Origin of the sequence: Rhodoferax aquaticus, from assembly GCF_006974105.1 — a bacterium.
In the GTDB taxonomy this organism is placed as follows: domain Bacteria; phylum Pseudomonadota; class Gammaproteobacteria; order Burkholderiales; family Burkholderiaceae_C; genus Allorhodoferax; species Allorhodoferax aquaticus_A.
The window spans coordinates 3,714,524-3,732,679 of the sequence record NZ_CP036282.1 but is presented as its reverse complement, the minus strand read 5'-3'; the positions used below and the strand labels follow the sequence as shown (position 1 = coordinate 3,732,679).

Sequence of the window (18,156 nt, the reverse complement as noted above, 5' to 3'; positions counted from 1 at the left end):
CCCAGGCACGCCATGTTAAAAATCACCAGCGCCCAAATCAACCCCACCATTGGCGACATCACCGGCAACATAGCGCTTATGTTGCGCGCAGCCCGCCAGGCGCGGGATTCGCATGCCGACATGGTGGTGTTCCCCGAGCTCAGCCTCACGGCCTATTACCCTGCAGACTTGCTGGACGATGCGAGCTTTCAGCGCCGCCTTGACGCTGGCCTGGAGCAGTTGAAGCTGTCTACCCGCGAAGCACCTGCCTTGCACTGGATCGTGGGAGCGCCCATGCGCCGCGAGGGCACCGGAAAGCCATTTCACAATGCGCTGCTGGTATTGAAGAACGGTGAAATCGTGCTTCAGTACAACAAGCAGCTGCTGCCCACCTACAACATCTTTGATGAGCGCCGCCATTTTGAGCCCGGGGCAGACATGGCCCGCGTGCTGCGAATCGGCGATAAACAGGTCGGCCTGATGATTTGCGAGGATGGTTGGAACGACGACGGTCAAGACTACGCCGTCAACCCATTCCAACGCCTAGCCGACGCGGCCCCCGATCTGGTGGTCTCCATCAACGCCAGCCCCAGCAACATTGGCAAACGGGAACAGCGCCACACCGTGTTTGGCAATGCATGCAGCCGGCACAGATTGCCGCTGTTGTACGTGAACCAGATTGGCGGCCATGACCAGCTGGTGTTTGACGGTGCGTCCTTTGCCATGGATGCCACCGGCAAGGTCGTCTATGAGGCGCAGCGTTTTGCCGAGGACATCACCACGCTGACCTTTAGCAGCCAGCTACAAACGTTTAGTGACGCACAAGGTGAGTCGTTTGCAAAAGTAGAAGTCACCGGCCTGCCCACCATGGAGTTCTACCGCCAGCAAATTGTGTTGGGCCTGAAGGACTATGCGCGGCGCTGCGGCTTCACCACGGCGGTGGTGGGCTGCTCCGGTGGCATTGACTCTGCGCTGACCCTGGCGCTCGCGGTCGAGGCATTGGGCGCAGCCAACGTGGTGGGTATCACCATGCCGTCCAAGTTTTCCAGCGAAGGCAGCGTTTCTGATTCACAGACACTGTGTCGCAACCTGGGCATTACGCTCATTGAGCACCCGATCCGCAGCATGGTCGCCAGCTTTGAAGAAGGTTTTGCAGCGGCCTTCGGCAAACCGCTGCAAGGTTTGCCACTGGAGAACTTGCAAGCCCGGGTGCGCGGAACCACACTGATGGAATACTCCAATGCCTTCGGCCACCTGCTGCTGACCACGGGCAACAAGTCCGAGGTAAGCGTGGGCTACTGCACACTCTATGGCGACACCAACGGTGGCTTGGGGCTGATTGGCGATCTGTACAAAACCGAGATCTTTGCGCTGTGCCGGCACATCAACGCCACTGCGGGTCGCGAGCTGATTCCAGTCGCCATCATCGACAAGCCCCCGTCCGCCGAGCTCGCACCCGGACAGAAAGACACCGACAGCCTGCCGCCTTATGAAGTGCTGGACGAAATCCTCAAGTCCCTCATCGAAGGCGCGCGTTTACCCGACTGGGAGCATGCGCGTGCTGAACAGAAAATGGCTGATTTGCGCGCCGATCCTGCTGGGCGCGCGATGATTGAACGTATCCAGAAAATGATTGCCCGCAACGAGTACAAACGCCGCCAGGCACCGCCCGTGCTGCGCTTGCGCGGGCGGGCGTTCGGCAGCGGCCGCCAGGTGCCCATCGCCGCAGTGCAATACGCCTGAAGCGACTCCCCAAACACCCCCGACACAAACGCATGACCGAAACCAAACCAACCACCTCCGGTACCGCACTCATCATCGGCCGCTGGCAGATTTTTCACAAAGGGCATGAAACCCTGCTCAAGGCGGCCCTGGCCACTGCGCCGAAGGTGATCGTGGTGATTGGCTCCGCCTTTCGTTCGCGCAACCCGCAAAACCCATTCACCTGGCAGGAACGCCAGGCCATGGTGGAGTCCATCTTGTCTGCCGAAGACAAGGCACGCGTGCAGTACCTGCCGGTGCGCGACTACTACGACGACACCCGCTGGAACGCTGCTGTACGCGAGGGGGTTCAACGCATCACCCAATGTACCCAACCCATCACCCTGGTGGGTTTCAAGAAGGACAGCTCCAGCTACTACCTAGACAACTTCCACGGTTGGGCCTGGAAGGGCGTGGACCGCGAGATCGAGATCGATGCCACTGCCCTGCGCAATGTTTACTTTGAGGGTGCCGACCCAGACGCGCGCCTGAGCGTGCTACAGCCCTATATCAGCCCGCAGGTGCTGGCCTATTTGCAAGCATGGGCCCGCTTGCCTGCATTTGCCGAGCGCATGTCGGAGCACGCCGCAGTAGCGGCCTACCGCAAGCGCTGGGCTGCGCCTTTCCATTTGACGGCAGATGCCGTGGTCCAAGCCAGTGGCAAAGTGCTGCTGGTGCGCCGGGGCGGCGACATCGGACATGGACTGTGGGCGCTGCCGGGTGGATTCGTGGAGCCCGGTGAACGCATGTACGCCGCCGCCTTGCGCGAGCTGCAAGAAGAAACCGGCTTTAAAACTCTCGCCCCCACCATGCAAGCCGCATTTCAGGGCAGCGTGGTGTTTGACCACCCCGGCCGTAGCCCAAGGGGCCGCATCATCACGCACGCCCACCATTTCAACCTGGGCAATATCGCGCTACCCGAGGTCAAAGGTGCCGACGACGCTATGGAGGCCAGTTGGGTCCCCATTGCGAACTTGCCCGCCATGGAAGACCAGCTTTTTGACGACCACGCCGCGGTGTTGGATCGGTTTCTGGGCGTGTACAGATAAGCTGCGCTAGACCGGGGAGGGCGCGTACTGCGCAGAAGCAGCCTGCAATTCTTTGTGCACTTCCTCTTGCAAGGCTCGCGGTGCAATCACTTTCACATGCCGGCCGTGCCTCAGAATATCCATGGTGAGCTCACGCATATCGGTAAACGGCAAGCGCATGGTCAGACTGCCATCCTCCTCTTGGGTCAGTGTTTGTTGTGGGTGCCATAGCTCACGCGAGACCCAGCGGGCGCGCTCAGCAGAAAAAAGCAGCGTAGCCCACTGCACCTCTGAGCCCGAAAAGATACCGTAGCCTTGGCCAACAAAGCGGTCTAGCGCTGCCTGGGGCAGGCTTTTGGCGGTTTTGCTCACCACGCTGGCGGTTTCCATTGCGTCCATGGAGAAAGAGCGCATGGCATCTTGCTTGTGGCACCAAGCGCCTAAGTACCAGTTGCCCCGGTGGTGGATCAAGAGTTGCGGTGACACCTCGCGCGCACCCAACTCGCCACGCGAACGGTTGAAGTAATCAATCTGCAGCCGCTGGCGCCTCAAGAGCGCTGCTGCCACCACCTCAAAGTTGCTGTCGGCCACAGAGCGAGCCGCCACATTGAGCAACTTAACGCGGCTTTCCACATCACCCACGGGGTGTTTGCCCGCTTCTATCACGGCGCGCAATCGCGCTTTGAGCGGCGCCACATGCGGCCCCAGCAAGCCAGGCTGCATATCGGACAGCAAGGATTGCATCATCAGCAAGGCATGGGCTTCGCTGGCGTTGAACCACAGACCTGGCAGGGCTTGTTGAGTCTTTGTGCCTTGGGTGTAGGAGTAGCCACCATCGGCTTTGCTCCAGGCAATAGGTGAGTTCAGCCGACTGCGCATGTACTCGATGTCGCGCTTGAAAGTGGCGAGCGACACCTCCAGTTCGCGCAAAAAACGATCCACGGGCACTATGGCTCCACCTTGCAGCAGGGCGTCAATCTTGTAAAAGCGCTCAGTTCGGTCCACAGGCGGTCCTTTTTTTAGTTGTAGCTCACTCTATGAGCTACATGGACTTGATCATAAATCTAAGTCCATGCAACAAGGAGCCACAACATGCCTATCCCAGTAGTACAGCCTTACACACTATCCACGGAAAAAAGTAACTTTGATCGCCATGCTTGGCGCAGTGCAGCCTTGCGTTCGACGCTCAAACCCCATGCCTGTGGCGCACAGAAGCTGGCAGACAATGCCTTGCGACGCCAATGGCACACACTGCGCCAACTGTCAGCCGCTGCGTTGCTTGGTATGTGGCGGTGGATGTAAGCCATTGGTGCTTTCGCCTCGCAAAGCCGACATGGCTGCATCAGGGTTAGGACTACCGCGACCAAATCTGATGGCTAAGCCGTCAAAGCAGAACGAGTTCAACCGCACTGGTGAGGATGGGTTTGCACAAAATCTTGTAGCCATCCGCATCAAACCCTGCCGCCATGGCGTCGAGCTGTTTCGCTTGGCTGAGCTCACTCACGCTGCCCAAGTAAGTCCAGTTGCGCACCACGTGGATTTGGCATTCGTCCTCAAAGCGCTCGACCAGGCCAACCGCCCCAGAGAAGGGCCAACAGGCCACCCGAACGCCCTCGAGTGCATCAAGAAGTCTTTGTTGGTGCTCGTCTAGGCTCTCGCTGCCTCGGCAGACACCGGCACAGTGTTGAATCATGGCTCTGAAGCAAGGCTTGCCTTTAGGTAGTTTCTCTAAGCCTAATGTGCCGTAGCACAGCTTGTGCTGATCTGCCAGGTCGCGAAGCGATTGCAACGCAGCATGCTTGCTCGCGTACAGGCCAAACAAGTCTTGTGTTGTCGCGAAATTCAGGTCTTTGGAATAGACCACTTCGGGCAAGCCTTGGTTGAGCCTGAGCGAGCACAGTTGCCGGCTTCGCCTGAGCTTTTGATTCAGCAAAGGCTGCTGTTGCTTGATCATGCAGGCTTCCAACAAGAGCGCGCCAATTTCCCCCGCCGTTCGGATAAACGAGATGCGGCGGGTTAGTCGCAGCAAGCGAGCTTCATCGGGATTGCGCAGATGGGACAGCACACGGCTGCGCAAATTGACACTCTTACCTATGTAGAGCGGCAGATCACCTTCTTCGCCATGAAAGACATAAACTCCGGGCGTATTGGGTAAGCCGTCTATGCCCTCACGCAGGTGTTGGGGGTACTCGTATGGACGAGCCTCATTAAACTCAGGACGGCGTCGGTGTGGAAATGGCATGGGGCAGTGACTGCAGAAAGGAATCCTCCGCCCCGGTGATGTGGGCTGGTTCAAGTTACTTGGGTTCAATAAGCGCAGGGGCGGGTCTAGAACGGGCCCAAACCAAAGGCTACGCTATTGTGCAGTCGACTCGCATATCCAAGCCCTTGCTCTGCCTGCCTTATTTCTGAGGTATGTTTCCTGCACATTTTGATATTTTCTGATTTCGAGAGGCTCTTCGTCGCGGTCCAGCACCTAGCCGGAAAGGGCCGGAGACGGGTTGTATGTGTGCGTTCTGGTCCAGCACACATCGGCCGGTGCAGCGCCTGTGGCTGCGGTTCGGGTGGGTGAGGGCGAGCAGCGCGTCAGACCAGTCGCGCTGCTGCACGTCCAGCCAAAGGGTGCCGCTGGCGTTAGACATGTCGCATGCGTATTCCTCAGTGAACATGAGGCGCATATAGGCTTTGGGCAGCCACACAAGGGCCCGTCAATCTGCATGATGCTGTGGCCAATTTCACCAGCCATGCCTTGCATGCCACTCATCAGGCGTTGATTAAGCACAATGCCCGCGCCGGGCAGGCCGACGCCGCTAGTAATCCCCCCGAAAAATCAAAGGACCGACAAGTAGAATTTTCCAAGAAGGAAGTTCTGCGTGAAGAAGTCAGGATTTACGGACAGCCAGATCATTGCTGCCCTCAAGCGTGTTGAAACTGCTTTGCCTGTCCCCGATATTTGTCTGGAGTTGGGCATCAGCACCGTGACGCTTTACAAATTGCGAGCCAAGTTCGGTGGCATGGACACGTCCCTGATGGCCCGAATGAAGGAGCTTGAAGACGAGAGCCGGCGCCTCAAGAAGATGTACCTCGAAGAGAAGCTCAAGGCCGAGATCGCCAACGAGTACCTCGCAGAAAAGTCACCCGGCCGTCTCGCCGGCGCGAGAGGGCCAAAGAGGTCGTGCAGCAGCTTAGGCTGACCTTACGGGTCACCTGTGCCGTGTTCTCGATCAGCGAGTCCTGCTACCGCTACGAGTCCAAGCAAAACGCTGAGGATGAACTCATCGCCGACCGGTTAATGCGGTCGACGGATAACCACCGCAACTGGGGCTTTGGCCTTTGCTACCTGTATCTGCGCAACGTAAAGGGCTATGGCTGGAATCACAAGCGCACAAGCGGGTGTATCGCATCTACCGCGAACTGGAACTCAACCTGCGCATCAAACCCAGAAAGCGCTTGGTGCGCGAGAAGCCAGAACCACTGGCCGTTCCATCAGGTCTGATCAATGGACTTCACGCATGACAAGCTCTAAGACGGCAGGAATTTGAGGCTGTTCAACCTCATTGAAGACTTCAATCGCGAGGCGCTGGGCATCGAGGTGGACTTCTCCTTGCCTTCTGAGCGGGTGATCAGAGCTTTGAAGCAGATCATTTCCTGGCGCGGGAAACCGCAGGTTATTCGTTGTGACAATGGGCCCGAGAACATCAGTGGCACTATCCAGAACTGGGCCGAGGAATGGGGCATCCGGTTTGAATATATTCAGCCGGGCAAGCCAAAGCAGAATGCCTATGTTGAACGGTTCAACAGGACCGTTCGCTACGAATGGTAATCCCAGTATTACTGGTCAAGTATTGAAGAAGTTAAGGGCTTCGCAACGCAATGGATGTGGTCCTACAATCACGACCGCCCGAATATGGCCTTGGGCGGTTTCACCCCAAAGCAGCATTTGGCCATGGCTGCATAACTGTTCTACTTTTAGCTCCGATGGAAATCGGGGGGATTACCTACCGTCAGGAAACAATCTTTGGCCGCGCTGGGGTGCCCATCCCGCGCTCCACCCTGGCGCAATGGGTAGGACTTTGCGGAGTGCGCCTGCAACCCCTGGTCGATGCGCTGAAGGCCGAGATACTGCAACGCCGCGTACTACATGCGGATGAAACACCGGGGCAGATGCTCAAACCGGGCGACGGCAAAACACACCGGGCTTACCTGTGGGCGTGCGCACCTAGTGTCTTTGAAGACATGAAAGCCGTGGTCTACGACTTCTGCGAATCGCGAGCCGGGGAACTTATGCGCAGGTTCCTTGGGGGAATGGAATGGAAGGGAAGCCTCGCCTGCGATGTTTCAAGGCCACCGTGGATCACGACGGCATTCAGCCGAGAGTGCGCCTGACCGGCTTTACGGAGAGATCGGGCGATTGGAGATGGAGCTCGGCTGGCTCCAAAAAGTCCGTGATGCGCATGTCATGATCCGGCACGGCAGGATCGGCGCCCATGTCGATCCGACGCAGAAGCGCCTATGTCTGCGGGCTGGTGTGTCGCAGCAAAACTCGGACACAACCGTTACCATTAATGCAGGCTTTCCCTCCCTGGCCATGCCCAGCGCAGGTGCCCTGCACAATCTCAACAGCAGCATGCTCTGGCCAACTGCCACCTATCTGTTCAGATAGTTACGCAGACGACCAATTCTGTTTGTAATCGCTCCTTTGACACACAAGGAGTGCCCGCTATGCAACATCAGCTTTCAATTTACGGTAGTCAGGACATCAATCACCAAGATGCCTTGGGCATGCATCGCTTGCGCCACGAAGTGTTTGCGCAGCGCTTGGGCTGGGATGTGCAGTCATGCGATGGACTGGAACGCGATCGATTCGACGACGTCGAAGACGTCGCCTATGTACTAGCCAAATCGGCAAATGGTGTTGTCGAGGGCTGTTGGCGTTTGCTGCCGACCACCGGCCCCAACATGTTGCGAGATACCTTTCCAGAGCTTTTGCACGGTCAAACTGCACCTTGTGCAGACGATTGTTGGGAAATGAGCCGATTCGCAGTCAGCAGCAGTCCATCTTTGACCGCCAATGGTACTTTCGGCCCACTTTCCAAGGCACTCATGACCCAGTCGGCCTACTTTGCTGCGGAAAACGGAATCAAGCGTTACGTGACCGTCACGACACCCATCCTGGAGCGAATGCTCAAACGCCAGGGCCTAAACATTCACCGCATCGGTCCGCCCATCAAAGTCGGCGTAGCTGCTGCTGTCGCTTGCTTCATTGAAGTCGACAACATCACGTTGAGCGCGGTTGGTGTTTTGTAGCCCTAAACAGTCCCAAAAGGACAATGCTCAGCTGCTCTTGGCGTAGCAACAGCAACAAATCTAGCGTATTCAAGAGCTTTTTGAGAGAACAAACGTGGCGTGGTATATAGACTCCAACCGAGTAAAGAAGTCAGCAAAACCGGACTTGTCCCATTGGACAGTCACGCACAGCCCAGGCTCAGTGGTACCCGACTCCGGTATCTATGTGTGCTTAATCTGCGGAAAAGAAGTGACTTGCAACAAATCCGACTCTTTTCCACCACAGAATCACCACCAACACTATGAAAGCAAGCCTCCAATTCGCTGGAAGCTGCTGGTGAAGGCGGTGACTGACTAATTGCCCTTCTTGACTTTGTACAGCGCCGTCTTCATGTTGTCATAGATGCCCCTGGCCGGGCTAGGCTACTAACCAGAATGCTCGATTGGCGCACAGCTTCAGATGCGAGACCTGTACCTTGTAGAAGTTGCCACCCGCCAGCAAGCCTTCATCGCTCCAGTCAAACTGGAACGCATCACCCTACCAAAAACCAAGTGGCACGAAGGCTTTACTGGGCAATTTGCCCGTCTTCTCACGCCATGCGCGAATGAAGTTGCTCACCATGCTGTAGCCACCCCGGTAGCGCAGAGCTTGGATTTGCTTGAACAACGCGCGTCCAGTGCGTCGGCCATGTTTAGGGGCGCTTTGTCGCCAGCGGCCTTGAGCCATTTCTTGACCATCGCGCGTGACAATCCCGTGGCCTTCGCGAGCGAACAGTGGGTGAGTTTGTCGCGCAGTTTCATGCGCCTGACCTTGCCTACCATTTTCATGGTGATCACCGTTTAAGTACCTGCTGAGATATTCCGTGTTTTGCTAGGCATGTATGCTCCTCGGTGAGATGGCATTCCTCACAGTCAAAATTTCTGACAGGCTCACAACCCGTCAAAACCTTGGGCATCGACGGGGAACGACCAATAGGCATATGGATAAGCCGGAGACAGTGGGTGGGTAAAAGAGGTTTTGCCCGAGAAATTGGCATGATCGCTGATGTTATGGGCAGTCAGGATCAGCAGGAATTGCTTGGGCGCATCAAGACTATCGTCCAGAAAGTGGGTTTTGATACGTTCATGGTGGGGCTTGAACGTCGTGCTGAGGATGGCCGCATTGCGCACTACGTTATGAGCGACTATCCACAACGGTGGCAGCAGCTTTATGACCAGCAAGGGTATGCAGCGCTGGACCCTACTGTCGCTTATTGCCAGAAGTCGAGAGCACCCCTCGTCTGGTCTGCAGAATTCTTCCAAAAATCCAAGGCGGGCTTTATGCTTGAGGAGGCCCGGAGTTACGGCCTGCATCATGGTGTAAGTCTGTCCGTACACGATCGCTTTGCTACCAAGAGCATGATGTCGCTAGTGCGTGATCAGGATTTGACAAAGTCGGCAACTGAATCCGCCTACCTACTGAATTGCGCCCAAGTCATCTCAGCATGTGTTCATCAGGTTGCCCACCAACTGCTGGAAACCAATCAAAAAAAGCAACAATCTACCTTAACGGCACGTGAGAGTGAGTGTCTGCAATGGATTGCAGTCGGCAAGTCGACACCAGAAATTTCGGACATCCTGAATGTGTCTGAACCCACAGTAGCGTTCCATGTCAAGAACCTGATGCGAAAACTCGACGTACACACACGCCCTCAGGCCCTAGCGAAGGCAATGCGGATGGGTTTGATAGGCTGAGTTGAATGACTCTGGCGTTCTCGTCCACTGCGTTGCCAGGCCAATTGCCACGTCGGCTCATGATGCCTTTAAGAGTGTGGGGGCTTGAGGTAATCCGGCCAGTCATAGCTCGTATATCGGGCCGATTCAACCGGTCATCGCAACACCTTTAACCAGGAGGTGTTGATGGGGCGACCCACTGACTGGATGAAGCAATTGACAGGGGGAGACGCCTTGCGCTCTCCGGTGGCTCCTGCGCTTCGGCGAGAGGTCGAGCGCCAGTTCTGACTACAGATTGCCACAAATTCCGGGGGCATTTCCCGTTCAACCTCACGGTGAGCTGACCAATTCATATGTTTGCCTTTCAGCTTGGGACAACTACGGCCCTTGTATCAACTTGCACCGGTAAACATGAATGGTCCCAAGTCGGACTGCAACTTCGGACATTGAACGGCCACGCCCCATGATCTGTTCAATTGACCCGGTCTTTAGTTAATCAGAAAACTAATTCTGACTCAGCACCAGTGATTGGTCTTAACGCCTGAGGCAAAGAGGTGTTGGCTCACCCACGGCGACTTAATGCAAAATTTTCGACTCAGCTGATCCGCTAGATACGCCCATATTCATCCACACCGTAAACACATCATCGCGTCCAATCTTGGGAATCTGAAAATGTAAAAAATACCTTACACATGTGTCGCCAAAGAAAGAAAGCGGTGAAACTTAAAAGACATCGCCTTCCTAGATTCATTCAACTCATCTAAGCAAATGAGATTTATCTCTCTAAATTCATATTTGGCTATGGCGGTTGGGATGCCTTTATTTGGGCGCGCATGATGGAGCTAACACCATCACCATTCAACTGAAGAGAATGGTGAACTCATAAAAACTGCCAACGCGATCAAGTCAAAGTTAAAAGATTGCTTTTCAAAAGTATTATGGAAATAGACCGACAAATGGACATTCAAGATGAATTGTTTAACCTAAGCTTGAGACAGATAGAGTTGCTGTGGCTTCATGGATTTCACTCCAACATATCTTCAAAGGGGTTAAGCAAAGAAAATGGCAACATTGCTAAATTCAACCCCTCCTCGATTGAACATATTTTAAATTTCAGAAAACAAATTACATTCACAAGAGCCAAGCGTAGTCATTTAAACAAGGCGTAAAATATGAGCACTGGGATGCTAATAATCTACTTGGAAATTTCAATTTTTGTGATATGTTTTTATTTTCTTGAAATTTCATTATCCACCTCCCTCCTTGCGGCAGTATTACTTGGAAGTATTATTGGAATAATATTTGCTTATTATGGAAAGATGATGTAGATTCCAAATGCAACATCATGGGATTGCTAAAGCCTCAGCACAGCCGCTCAACCAATTTAGTAACAATATTCGAAACAACTAGATTGTTACTTGTATTGCACAATAAATTCACAACTCTCTATTTACTAGAGTGAAAATTAATCACTCGGAAGACCGGCTACTTTATAAAATTGGAGTTTATTCGTTTTCGTAGATTTACTTCAGCATCGAGTTCAAAACTGCTCGAATGCCAGTGAGCTCAGATAGCCAAGGTGAGTGTGCCTTCGAAATCGATTGTAAATACCCTCAATTCCTGGTCCAGTTCGATCACCTGATTGCGAATACGATCTCTTATTTCTAGAGTGCTTATTGTGGAGTGCGGACGAAACACTGCGATTTTTATAAGCAAGGCACGTTTTGCGAAAAGAGTCCGTCGGGCTCTACTCCATGTAGACACAGTAACCAATGTCTGCGCAGGCACCCTAACTCTGACTGCCATTAGTGCGTATTCCGGTTGGTTTTTCCATCTATTCCGGTAATGGTTGACCCGTGTGCAGATAACTCCCTGGCTGCATTGCTCAACACCCTCAAGCTGCCTGAGCGAAGAAATCATCCTAAGCTCGTGAGCCGCCCTGAATTAATCGGGTGCTGGTGCTATGTGCATTTTTCTTGATAAAGCTGCCAAGCACTGCAATCACCAAAGGAGTGTCTAAACAGGCTCTATATCCTAGGGAAGTGCAAATCATCAAGTACGGTCATCACGCCAATAGAGCCGATCGGCGAGTGCAGTCAACTTCTCACACCGATACTTTTTGCCCTGAGCGGATTTATAGCCGCTGGGACAGTCCCCGAAGGCCTGTGTGGGGTTACGCCCCATTGAATTTCGACTTTTATTTGTCGGTGTTCAGCAACGGGATTCACTTCAAGACGATTTATGTTAACGACAAATCCAATAGGGATGCTCTATTTGTAAATTTGAACTTGCAGTTTTTGACGGCACCTCTGCAGATTCCGAAAATCGATGAAAGTCCAGTTGTGGCCTAACAGATCCATACTACTTGAAAATTCGGATTGTAGATTGAAAAAGCCAAAATCATGCGATATCCCAAACGAATTCAAGCAATAAAGAAAGGGGTCGCCAATATAGAAGTTATGTTTTTAACGAACACCTGCTTGCGCATGAGTATTTAAATTTTTAGAACATCTATTTTACTTTATCTCCAAATACTTTTACATATCTAAAGGCAACTTCATGCATTCCGACCCCCATCCTTTCATGCATGCTAATGACACTCCTTCGTACCTTGGAGAAGCGAGTTTTGACAGCAGGAAACTTTTGGAATTCATGAATTTTGTTCAATATAGATCCATTCGACTCGAGTTGGATGGACGCCACTTCGACTCTAGCATTGCATCAACATTTTTAACCCAGCTAAAAAGCGATTACCCCGACTCTGGGCAGAGTTCAGACGAGACTATGCCCGCCAAAAGCGAGATTACAAAATGAAATTCATAGAATTTATTAACTTTGAAAAGACCGCCGCGGAAGAAATTCGCAGTTTGATAAGAGATTCGTCCATTGATGAGCGCATTATTGAGTGGCATGTTGGGCTTAGAAATATTGTCTCACGACCTCATCTGGCGCTCATATGTGCCGCCAATATTCACAATCCTTGGGTTATCAAGAAATTGGCCAATTTCTGTTCGGCACAATGTGTGGCTCTTTATGGCGTTGATAAGGAGATCATGGGGCTGCCCTTCGTAAGTGTCGACGATACTTTGTTGTCACTTATGGAACTGATGGGTTCCGCTAATACTTTTCGGCCAGCACCCGTGTCTGGAATGGTGTTGGAAAAAACTTGTCCAATGGCCATTTCAAGCAGGAAAAGTCAATGGGTAGATTTAAGTCCACCACATATGTTTCCATCGTATTTGTAAATGTAGGAGCGCAGAGAAATTTTTTCAAAATACAGAGTAAATTTTTTTAATCTCTTTATTGTTTTAGGTAAGAATCGAGCGGATAAAACTAATTGGGGTTTTACATTCAGCAGTCTGACCCACAAAGTCTAAGCCAAGCTCCTTTAACCTGATGCGGTGGCCATCCGTCAATTTGTACGCGTTTATTCCACTAATGGAGCGGCTCCGCTGTGCATCTACTCTTGAGGGCCATATAGATTACACGCAAGCCCAAAGTGACGCATAGGCTTGACGATGCTCCTGCACCAAACGTACAGCACGCTTTCCCGCACGAAGGGAGCCAGCGAACAACCAATTACTTCTGCCAATGGGTATCGGACGAATCTGATTCTCAATAGGGTTGTTCGCTACCGGGAGTTGCCTATCAGTCATAACCCCCGTCATAGCCCCCCAGCGGCGCAGGCTGTAATTCAGTGCTTTGCCCCTGGCCAAACCATTCGTAACTTTTTGACGTTTCAGAGTCATGCACTGATGCAAGGCATCCAGCAGTGGTTTTGATCGTTCCTAGCGAATGCGTTGTCGCTCATCTATCAGAAGTTCGTTGATCTCCCGCTCAATGTCGTAAATCCTTGCGATCGGCTTCAGCGCACTGTGGGTAATCTGGCTTTAGTTGCTGGCATACAAATCAAAGAACTCGCGCCCACTGTGGGCCAGACAGCCTACCTCCGTGACACCTTGGGTGATCAACTGCTTGCAGCCACTGAAGTCACAACCCACGAGACCGCCTCTCCAGCCGCCCAGAAACAACTTTGCATTCTCCCCTCCCCGGCAGTTACAAAAATCGTAGACAACAGCCTTGGTATCTTCAAACGCCCCTTTGGCAAAGGCCCACAACTACGCTCGGTGGGTCTTGCCAGCTCCGGGCTTCGGCATTTGAAGTGGCGTTTCCTCAGCATGCGCCCCGCTGTGGCTCAAGATCTAGGCCTTAAGTACATCCACCTAAAGCTGCAACAGTACCCCTGCAACTACCCACCAGGCACCCATGTGGAGCGGGAGGTGGCCAAACCGGCACGCCCAAAGAGGGCTTCTGGGCGGTACCGCGGCAACCGATACCCAAACTTGGCGGCCAACACACCTAGCCCAGTAGACCCGCAGTGGGGAAACTTTTGTTGATGACGTGTGCATCCACAGATGCCTGAATCAGAGTCTTGCATTGGGCGCAAGCCCACTTGCCTCGGGTATGACGCTGAACACACCAGGCACGTCGTCCAGTTTCTCAGCCACGTCTTCACCGATGCGTTTTAACTGGAAGCCGCAACCGGGCGTGTTGCATGTGGTGGCGTCAGGCGCATGGCGGATGTTGGCGAGGGCGGATTCGCGGGTAGGGCCTGGCTTTTGGGTTGCTGCTTGGTCTTCGGGGTAGAGCATCACTGGAGCTGAGTTGCTCGATCTCATCGTTGTCCGCTTGCAGATCCTCATCCAGGGTGTCTTCCAGCAAACAACCTTGCTCGGCGCTGAAGCGCTCAGATTGGGCGGCAAACTTCAGCCGCTTGAGGATGGCAATTTCGTGCGTGAGCTTGTAGATGGTGGCTTGTTTGAAGCTAGGCGTCTTGAACAGGGACTGCACCACGTCGCGCAGTTCGTCTGCGCCCATGTGGGGCAATTGTTGCGGGCTAATCACCATGAAGCGCGGTGTGTCACTGCCCACCACAAAGCACCATTGGTGCATGCCAACATCGACGCTGTTGCTATGCTTTTTGCAGGATTCACACCATGGTGATGGTGCCGCCATCCCCCATGCGTTGCCCCGCCGAACTCAATACCAAGTGATCCAGTTGGGGGTGACTCAAGCTAAATTGATCTACCCCACAAATGGGTGGCCAGACAAACCGACCTTGATGCAGTCTGCGTGCCGCCAGCCAGGCGGCGCACTCAGCAGCACAAACGAGCTGCCATTGGACGCGCACCGTGGTAGCTGAGCGCTGCAGTTCAATCTGTACATTGGCTGAGGCTGCATCACCAGACTGAATCTCCAAGGCGATGAACTGGGTTTGTGTCTGTAGAGCCAGCGCCATGGTCTGCTTCGCCGTATCAGACTTGAGCAAGCGCGTTTGGGATTCAGAAATCCAGCGACGCAGCACGTTAGCGTCCAAGCCGTTTGCCAGCGCTACAGCCTCAGTGGGCACTCCGAGCTGCTTGCAGGCAGCCATGATCTGGCGTTTGAATTCGTCGCTGTAACGGCCCTGAGGCCGACCAGCAGTGGGCAATTGAATGTATGTAGTGTGCACGTGTCCACCTTGTTGAAGTGGACACCATGCTCCCAACTATTGCCCTCAGGCGAAAGATGGGTTGACCGCGCGCTTAGCGCTTTAGGCCCTCAGGTGCAGATCATCGGATACAAACCCTCGCAAGTAAGCGACTACGCGGGCTTGCTTCTAGGGTTTCGCTCGGCCGACTATTCCGCCATGAAAAAGGCCCGTTTGTGAACGGGCCTATCTGCTTGGGCGCTTGGCTGAACTTTAAAAGTCTAAACCCTTATCAGCATCCTGCACTTTGCGCCTAGCCATTGCCAAATTTGACTTGCTTTTATCCAAAACAAAATAAATGAAAACACCTTCCTTGGAAGCAGATGGTCGAATAATGTGATATTGCTTTCCTAAGGTAATTAGCATGTCATCAATTGTGTCATTCAGACCCAATGCGCGCATAGTCTTCATTTTGGAGCGAAAGACTTCGGTATTTCCCGCCGCAGCCACCTCGATATCCACACCAGAGCCAGCGCTACCCAAGATCATGCCGCTGGTTGAGTCGACAATGGCAGTGCAAACGGCACCATCAGCTGTCATGAGTTCGTCAAGTGTTTGTTTAATCGTAGACATAGTGTTGTTCCTTATCAATTTAGTTAATTCGCTGCGGATTTTTTATTTTGACGAGTGCCCCGCAGCCCGCACAAGATTTTTAAATTAATTTGCTTAAGAATAGCGCTTGGTTTTCTAGCAGTTTTTAAGGCCAGCCGCCTGCACCGCAATACATTTCTTAGCGCAGCTCCCTCAAGGCTTTGGCAAATCGCTTTCCACGGTGATTTACTTGAGCCATTATTGCCGTTGAGTCTGAAACAATATTCACTATCAATAAGTTTGCATCCGATTGATTGACCAAAAATACCTGGACAAACCCATTTCCAGAGTAGATCGTTATATCTGATGGATCTTCCAAAAAAGATTCTCTTGCGACCACCGAACCAATGGCAGAGATTGAACTGGCCATCGCTGCAATTCTTTCGGGGACAAGATCTCCGTGGTGGGCATAGGCGACTTCAAAACCATCGACCGTAGAAACTACAACTCCCAGCGTTCCGGTAATCTCGGCGAGAATTTTTTGTGCCTCTTGCTCGCAAAAATTGCGAATATTGTCTATAGCTGTATTATTTTTCATATATGTGTTGTCAAATAGCCGGTGGGGTGTGCTGAATCAAACGGTCAAAGATCAGCTTCAATTTGCGTTAACAAGATGTCAATGAGCATGAGGACATCGTCACGCTGTCTCACGTCAACGGGAACAACGGGCACCAAGCATTGCCGGTTAAACAAGAAGTCTGCATACGCGTCAACATCCGGATCTGGGCACTCTGGCAAACGCCCTACACCAATGACGCAGGGTGTGTTTCCGAGGAACTCACTAAAGCCATTGAGGTACTTTTCAAGATCTTCCAATGGCTTAGGGCGGGAGTTATCAATCAAGATAATGAGACCCAGCGCATTTTTCGCGAGAATTTTCCAAAGAAAGTCAAACCGATCCTGGCCTGGCGTCCCAAACAACCTCAAACGGTTACCACTCTCCAGTTCAACCAAGCCGAAATCAAGTCCTACTGTGGTCAGCAGCTTAGAAACTGTAGGATCTGTATTTTTTACATCCGTCACGATGGGCAGAGAATCACTCACCACACCTATTGCAGTGGTTTTCCCCGAACCAGTGGTACCGCTTATTAGTATTTTGTATTCATTCATAGGATTAGTGAGTTTCAGAGGCCCAGCTTCCGTCGCAGTGAGGAAATAAAACCACGATTAGCATGGCTAACAGCCTTTTTCTTACTTGGTAGAAATTCGACTACCTTAGCCTTATCAGGTACCTCGCTGGAGGATATCAAGACCAATCGAAGAGACTTTAAAATTGCAATAAAAGATATGCATTCCTCCAGTGCAACTCCGGAAGAAATAGCTAGCTCTCGGATAGACCACGCTCTGCCAATCAAAAAATTAGATAAACGCACACGGTCCTTGCTTCCACGGATCGCGACCTGGTGAGGCCAACGAATGAGTTGGTATTTTTCTTCAGCAATACTCTCTAAACTTTCGATTCCTTTTAGCCCAGCTGATACTTGCTGATTATTTGTTTCTGAAGTGAATAATTTTGGCTGGACCAAATCTAACGTGTATTGCTGGGAAGAGATAACCCTTTGGAGCACAATTAGGCAAGCCTTTAAACTAGGCGCATCTATGGGGCGACTCAAGCGCAGTTTATTAGAAGGCGCGCCCGCCAGTACGATTTCAATATCTGAAACATATGGAATCTCCAAATGCGAATATGTTTCCGCATCTGCAATATATGCATCAAACGGCTCTTTAGACGAGTAAATCCATTTAAAATCGGGATCAATGGTCATGGAACTGAGTAAATCTCGAATAAAATTAGTCTCACCTTCACTCAATCCTTTAATACCCAGATTAAAATTGTTCATAATGAGTTCTCCAAACGGATAGAGGCCTTGAGTAATATTTCAAAATGGCGAATTGCAATTAACGACCGACAATTCGCCATCGGGAGCCGTGCGGTAGTTGTTGGTGCTCGTGCTCCTGAAACCGTGACTTGGGAGCCCAAATATGCTGGAGTGCTCATTTAAATCAAAGACTTAACTCGCATTTTCAAATTCGCCCAGAAAGTGATCGCCATTAATGGCAACTCGGCGCCGCGCAGCGGCTGTGTAAATTTCCACATCTTGCGCAGTTTGCAATCAATCTCTCTCCTAACTGCCCGACAGACATAGCCACGCGCAAGACTTGCCTCACACGCAGCCATTTCCACGCCAGGTAGAGATGTGAGCAGACTGAAACTGTAGCGGTGTTGATGCGGGGATACGGGGCCACGGTACATTGCGAGGGTATTGA

General features: G+C 52.3%; 16 protein-coding genes and 4 pseudogenes. 9 read left to right on the top strand and 11 right to left on the bottom strand.

Going from position 1 to position 18,156, the window contains the following annotated elements:
• Window positions 1-12 precede the first annotated feature (12 nt).
• Window positions 13-1,722 (top strand): NAD+ synthase, encoded by a 1,710-nt coding sequence (locus EXZ61_RS17290; protein ID WP_142812937.1) that lies wholly within the window; start codon window positions 13-15, stop codon window positions 1,720-1,722.
• A 32-nt stretch (window positions 1,723-1,754) separates the two neighbouring features.
• On the top strand, window positions 1,755-2,789 hold the full coding sequence (locus EXZ61_RS17285) for an NUDIX domain-containing protein (RefSeq protein ID WP_142812936.1): 1,035 nt from the start codon (window positions 1,755-1,757) through the stop codon (window positions 2,787-2,789).
• A gap of 6 nt (window positions 2,790-2,795) precedes the next feature.
• On the opposite strand, the gene EXZ61_RS17280 is transcribed toward EXZ61_RS17285, so the two are convergent.
• Complete coding sequence (locus EXZ61_RS17280; RefSeq protein ID WP_142812935.1) at window positions 2,796-3,773, bottom strand: helix-turn-helix transcriptional regulator; 978 nt, start codon at window positions 3,771-3,773, stop codon at window positions 2,796-2,798.
• An 87-nt stretch (window positions 3,774-3,860) separates the two neighbouring features.
• Between EXZ61_RS17280 and EXZ61_RS17275 the strand changes: the two genes are divergently transcribed.
• Window positions 3,861-4,070: a hypothetical protein gene (locus EXZ61_RS17275; protein ID WP_142812934.1), complete on the top strand. Its 210-nt coding sequence runs from the start codon at window positions 3,861-3,863 to the stop codon at window positions 4,068-4,070.
• An 82-nt stretch (window positions 4,071-4,152) separates the two neighbouring features.
• Here the strand turns inward: EXZ61_RS17275 and cho are convergent, their stop codons facing one another.
• Together cho and EXZ61_RS22625 are read right to left on the bottom strand one after the other, a co-directional pair.
• On the bottom strand, window positions 4,153-5,010 hold the full coding sequence (gene cho / locus EXZ61_RS17270; RefSeq protein ID WP_142812933.1) for an excinuclease Cho: 858 nt from the start codon (window positions 5,008-5,010) through the stop codon (window positions 4,153-4,155).
• A 160-nt stretch (window positions 5,011-5,170) separates the two neighbouring features.
• The gene (locus EXZ61_RS22625; RefSeq protein WP_425353630.1) at window positions 5,171-5,410 is read right to left on the bottom strand and encodes a hypothetical protein; all 240 of its coding nucleotides are present in this window, start codon (window positions 5,408-5,410) and stop codon (window positions 5,171-5,173) included.
• Between the two features lie 231 nt (window positions 5,411-5,641).
• On the opposite strand from EXZ61_RS22625, the pseudogene EXZ61_RS17255 reads away from it, so the two are divergent.
• From EXZ61_RS17255 to EXZ61_RS17240, 4 genes and pseudogenes are all read left to right on the top strand, one after another.
• Window positions 5,642-6,726, top strand: a pseudogene (locus EXZ61_RS17255) (IS3 family transposase).
• Window positions 6,727-6,767: 41 nt separating this feature from the next.
• Window positions 6,768-7,103, top strand: a pseudogene (locus tag EXZ61_RS17250) (IS66 family transposase); the annotation flags it as partial.
• Between the two features lie 82 nt (window positions 7,104-7,185).
• Window positions 7,186-7,431: a hypothetical protein gene (locus tag EXZ61_RS17245; RefSeq protein ID WP_142812932.1), complete on the top strand. Its 246-nt coding sequence runs from the start codon at window positions 7,186-7,188 to the stop codon at window positions 7,429-7,431.
• Between the two features lie 59 nt (window positions 7,432-7,490).
• A complete protein-coding gene (locus EXZ61_RS17240; protein ID WP_142812931.1) occupies window positions 7,491-8,075 on the top strand; it encodes an acyl-homoserine-lactone synthase in 585 nt (194 codons plus the stop codon).
• Between the two features lie 339 nt (window positions 8,076-8,414).
• Here the strand turns inward: EXZ61_RS17240 and EXZ61_RS22230 are convergent.
• Window positions 8,415-8,882 (bottom strand): annotated as a pseudogene (locus tag EXZ61_RS22230) (IS21 family transposase); the annotation flags it as partial.
• A gap of 207 nt (window positions 8,883-9,089) precedes the next feature.
• Between EXZ61_RS22230 and EXZ61_RS17225 the strand changes: the two are divergent.
• Together EXZ61_RS17225 and EXZ61_RS17220 are read left to right on the top strand one after the other, a co-directional pair.
• Window positions 9,090-9,788 (top strand): helix-turn-helix transcriptional regulator, encoded by a 699-nt coding sequence (locus EXZ61_RS17225; protein WP_142812928.1) that lies wholly within the window; start codon window positions 9,090-9,092, stop codon window positions 9,786-9,788.
• Window positions 9,789-12,577: 2,789 nt separating this feature from the next.
• The gene (locus tag EXZ61_RS17220) at window positions 12,578-13,012 is read left to right on the top strand and encodes a hypothetical protein (protein WP_142812927.1); all 435 of its coding nucleotides are present in this window, start codon (window positions 12,578-12,580) and stop codon (window positions 13,010-13,012) included.
• Between the two features lie 237 nt (window positions 13,013-13,249).
• On the opposite strand, the pseudogene EXZ61_RS22225 reads toward EXZ61_RS17220, so the two are convergent.
• The 7 genes and pseudogenes from EXZ61_RS22225 to EXZ61_RS17190 form a co-directional block, all read right to left on the bottom strand.
• Window positions 13,250-13,885: pseudogene (locus tag EXZ61_RS22225) on the bottom strand (IS66 family transposase).
• A 448-nt stretch (window positions 13,886-14,333) separates the two neighbouring features.
• Window positions 14,334-14,720 carry a transposase gene (locus EXZ61_RS22220; protein ID WP_237218993.1) on the bottom strand — a complete coding sequence of 129 codons (387 nt, stop codon included), beginning with the start codon at window positions 14,718-14,720 and terminating at the stop codon, window positions 14,334-14,336.
• A 37-nt stretch (window positions 14,721-14,757) separates the two neighbouring features.
• On the bottom strand, window positions 14,758-15,279 hold the full coding sequence (locus EXZ61_RS17210) for a transposase (RefSeq protein ID WP_142812926.1): 522 nt from the start codon (window positions 15,277-15,279) through the stop codon (window positions 14,758-14,760).
• A gap of 231 nt (window positions 15,280-15,510) precedes the next feature.
• The gene (locus tag EXZ61_RS17205; RefSeq protein WP_142812689.1) at window positions 15,511-15,870 is read right to left on the bottom strand and encodes a hypothetical protein; all 360 of its coding nucleotides are present in this window, start codon (window positions 15,868-15,870) and stop codon (window positions 15,511-15,513) included.
• A 157-nt stretch (window positions 15,871-16,027) separates the two neighbouring features.
• Window positions 16,028-16,426: a roadblock/LC7 domain-containing protein gene (locus tag EXZ61_RS17200; protein ID WP_142812925.1), complete on the bottom strand. Its 399-nt coding sequence runs from the start codon at window positions 16,424-16,426 to the stop codon at window positions 16,028-16,030.
• Between the two features lie 44 nt (window positions 16,427-16,470).
• Complete coding sequence (locus tag EXZ61_RS17195) at window positions 16,471-16,998, bottom strand: GTP-binding protein (protein WP_142812691.1); 528 nt, start codon at window positions 16,996-16,998, stop codon at window positions 16,471-16,473.
• Window positions 16,999-17,012: 14 nt separating this feature from the next.
• Window positions 17,013-17,729: a hypothetical protein gene (locus EXZ61_RS17190; RefSeq protein WP_142812924.1), complete on the bottom strand. Its 717-nt coding sequence runs from the start codon at window positions 17,727-17,729 to the stop codon at window positions 17,013-17,015.
• Between the last annotated feature and the right edge of the window lie 427 nt (window positions 17,730-18,156).

Excerpts from the sequence above, each read along its gene's own strand:
- EXZ61_RS17290 (WP_142812937.1), top strand. The coding sequence starts at position 13 with ATGTTAAAAATCACCAGCGCCCAAATCAACCCCACCATTGGCGACATC.
- EXZ61_RS17285 (WP_142812936.1), top strand. The coding sequence starts at position 1,755 with ATGACCGAAACCAAACCAACCACCTCCGGTACCGCACTCATCATCGGC.
- EXZ61_RS17275 (WP_142812934.1), top strand. The coding sequence starts at position 3,861 with ATGCCTATCCCAGTAGTACAGCCTTACACACTATCCACGGAAAAAAGT.
- cho (WP_142812933.1), bottom strand. The coding sequence starts at position 5,010 with ATGCCATTTCCACACCGACGCCGTCCTGAGTTTAATGAGGCTCGTCCA.
- EXZ61_RS22625 (WP_425353630.1), bottom strand. The coding sequence starts at position 5,410 with ATGTCTAACGCCAGCGGCACCCTTTGGCTGGACGTGCAGCAGCGCGAC.
- EXZ61_RS17245 (WP_142812932.1), top strand. The coding sequence starts at position 7,186 with ATGGAGCTCGGCTGGCTCCAAAAAGTCCGTGATGCGCATGTCATGATC.
- EXZ61_RS17240 (WP_142812931.1), top strand. The coding sequence starts at position 7,491 with ATGCAACATCAGCTTTCAATTTACGGTAGTCAGGACATCAATCACCAA.
- EXZ61_RS17225 (WP_142812928.1), top strand. The coding sequence starts at position 9,090 with ATGATCGCTGATGTTATGGGCAGTCAGGATCAGCAGGAATTGCTTGGG.
- EXZ61_RS17220 (WP_142812927.1), top strand. The coding sequence starts at position 12,578 with ATGAAATTCATAGAATTTATTAACTTTGAAAAGACCGCCGCGGAAGAA.
- EXZ61_RS22220 (WP_237218993.1), bottom strand. The coding sequence starts at position 14,720 with ATGCACCAATGGTGCTTTGTGGTGGGCAGTGACACACCGCGCTTCATG.
- EXZ61_RS17205 (WP_142812689.1), bottom strand. The coding sequence starts at position 15,870 with ATGTCTACGATTAAACAAACACTTGACGAACTCATGACAGCTGATGGT.
- EXZ61_RS17200 (WP_142812925.1), bottom strand. The coding sequence starts at position 16,426 with ATGAAAAATAATACAGCTATAGACAATATTCGCAATTTTTGCGAGCAA.
- EXZ61_RS17195 (WP_142812691.1), bottom strand. The coding sequence starts at position 16,998 with ATGAATGAATACAAAATACTAATAAGCGGTACCACTGGTTCGGGGAAA.
- EXZ61_RS17190 (WP_142812924.1), bottom strand. The coding sequence starts at position 17,729 with ATGAACAATTTTAATCTGGGTATTAAAGGATTGAGTGAAGGTGAGACT.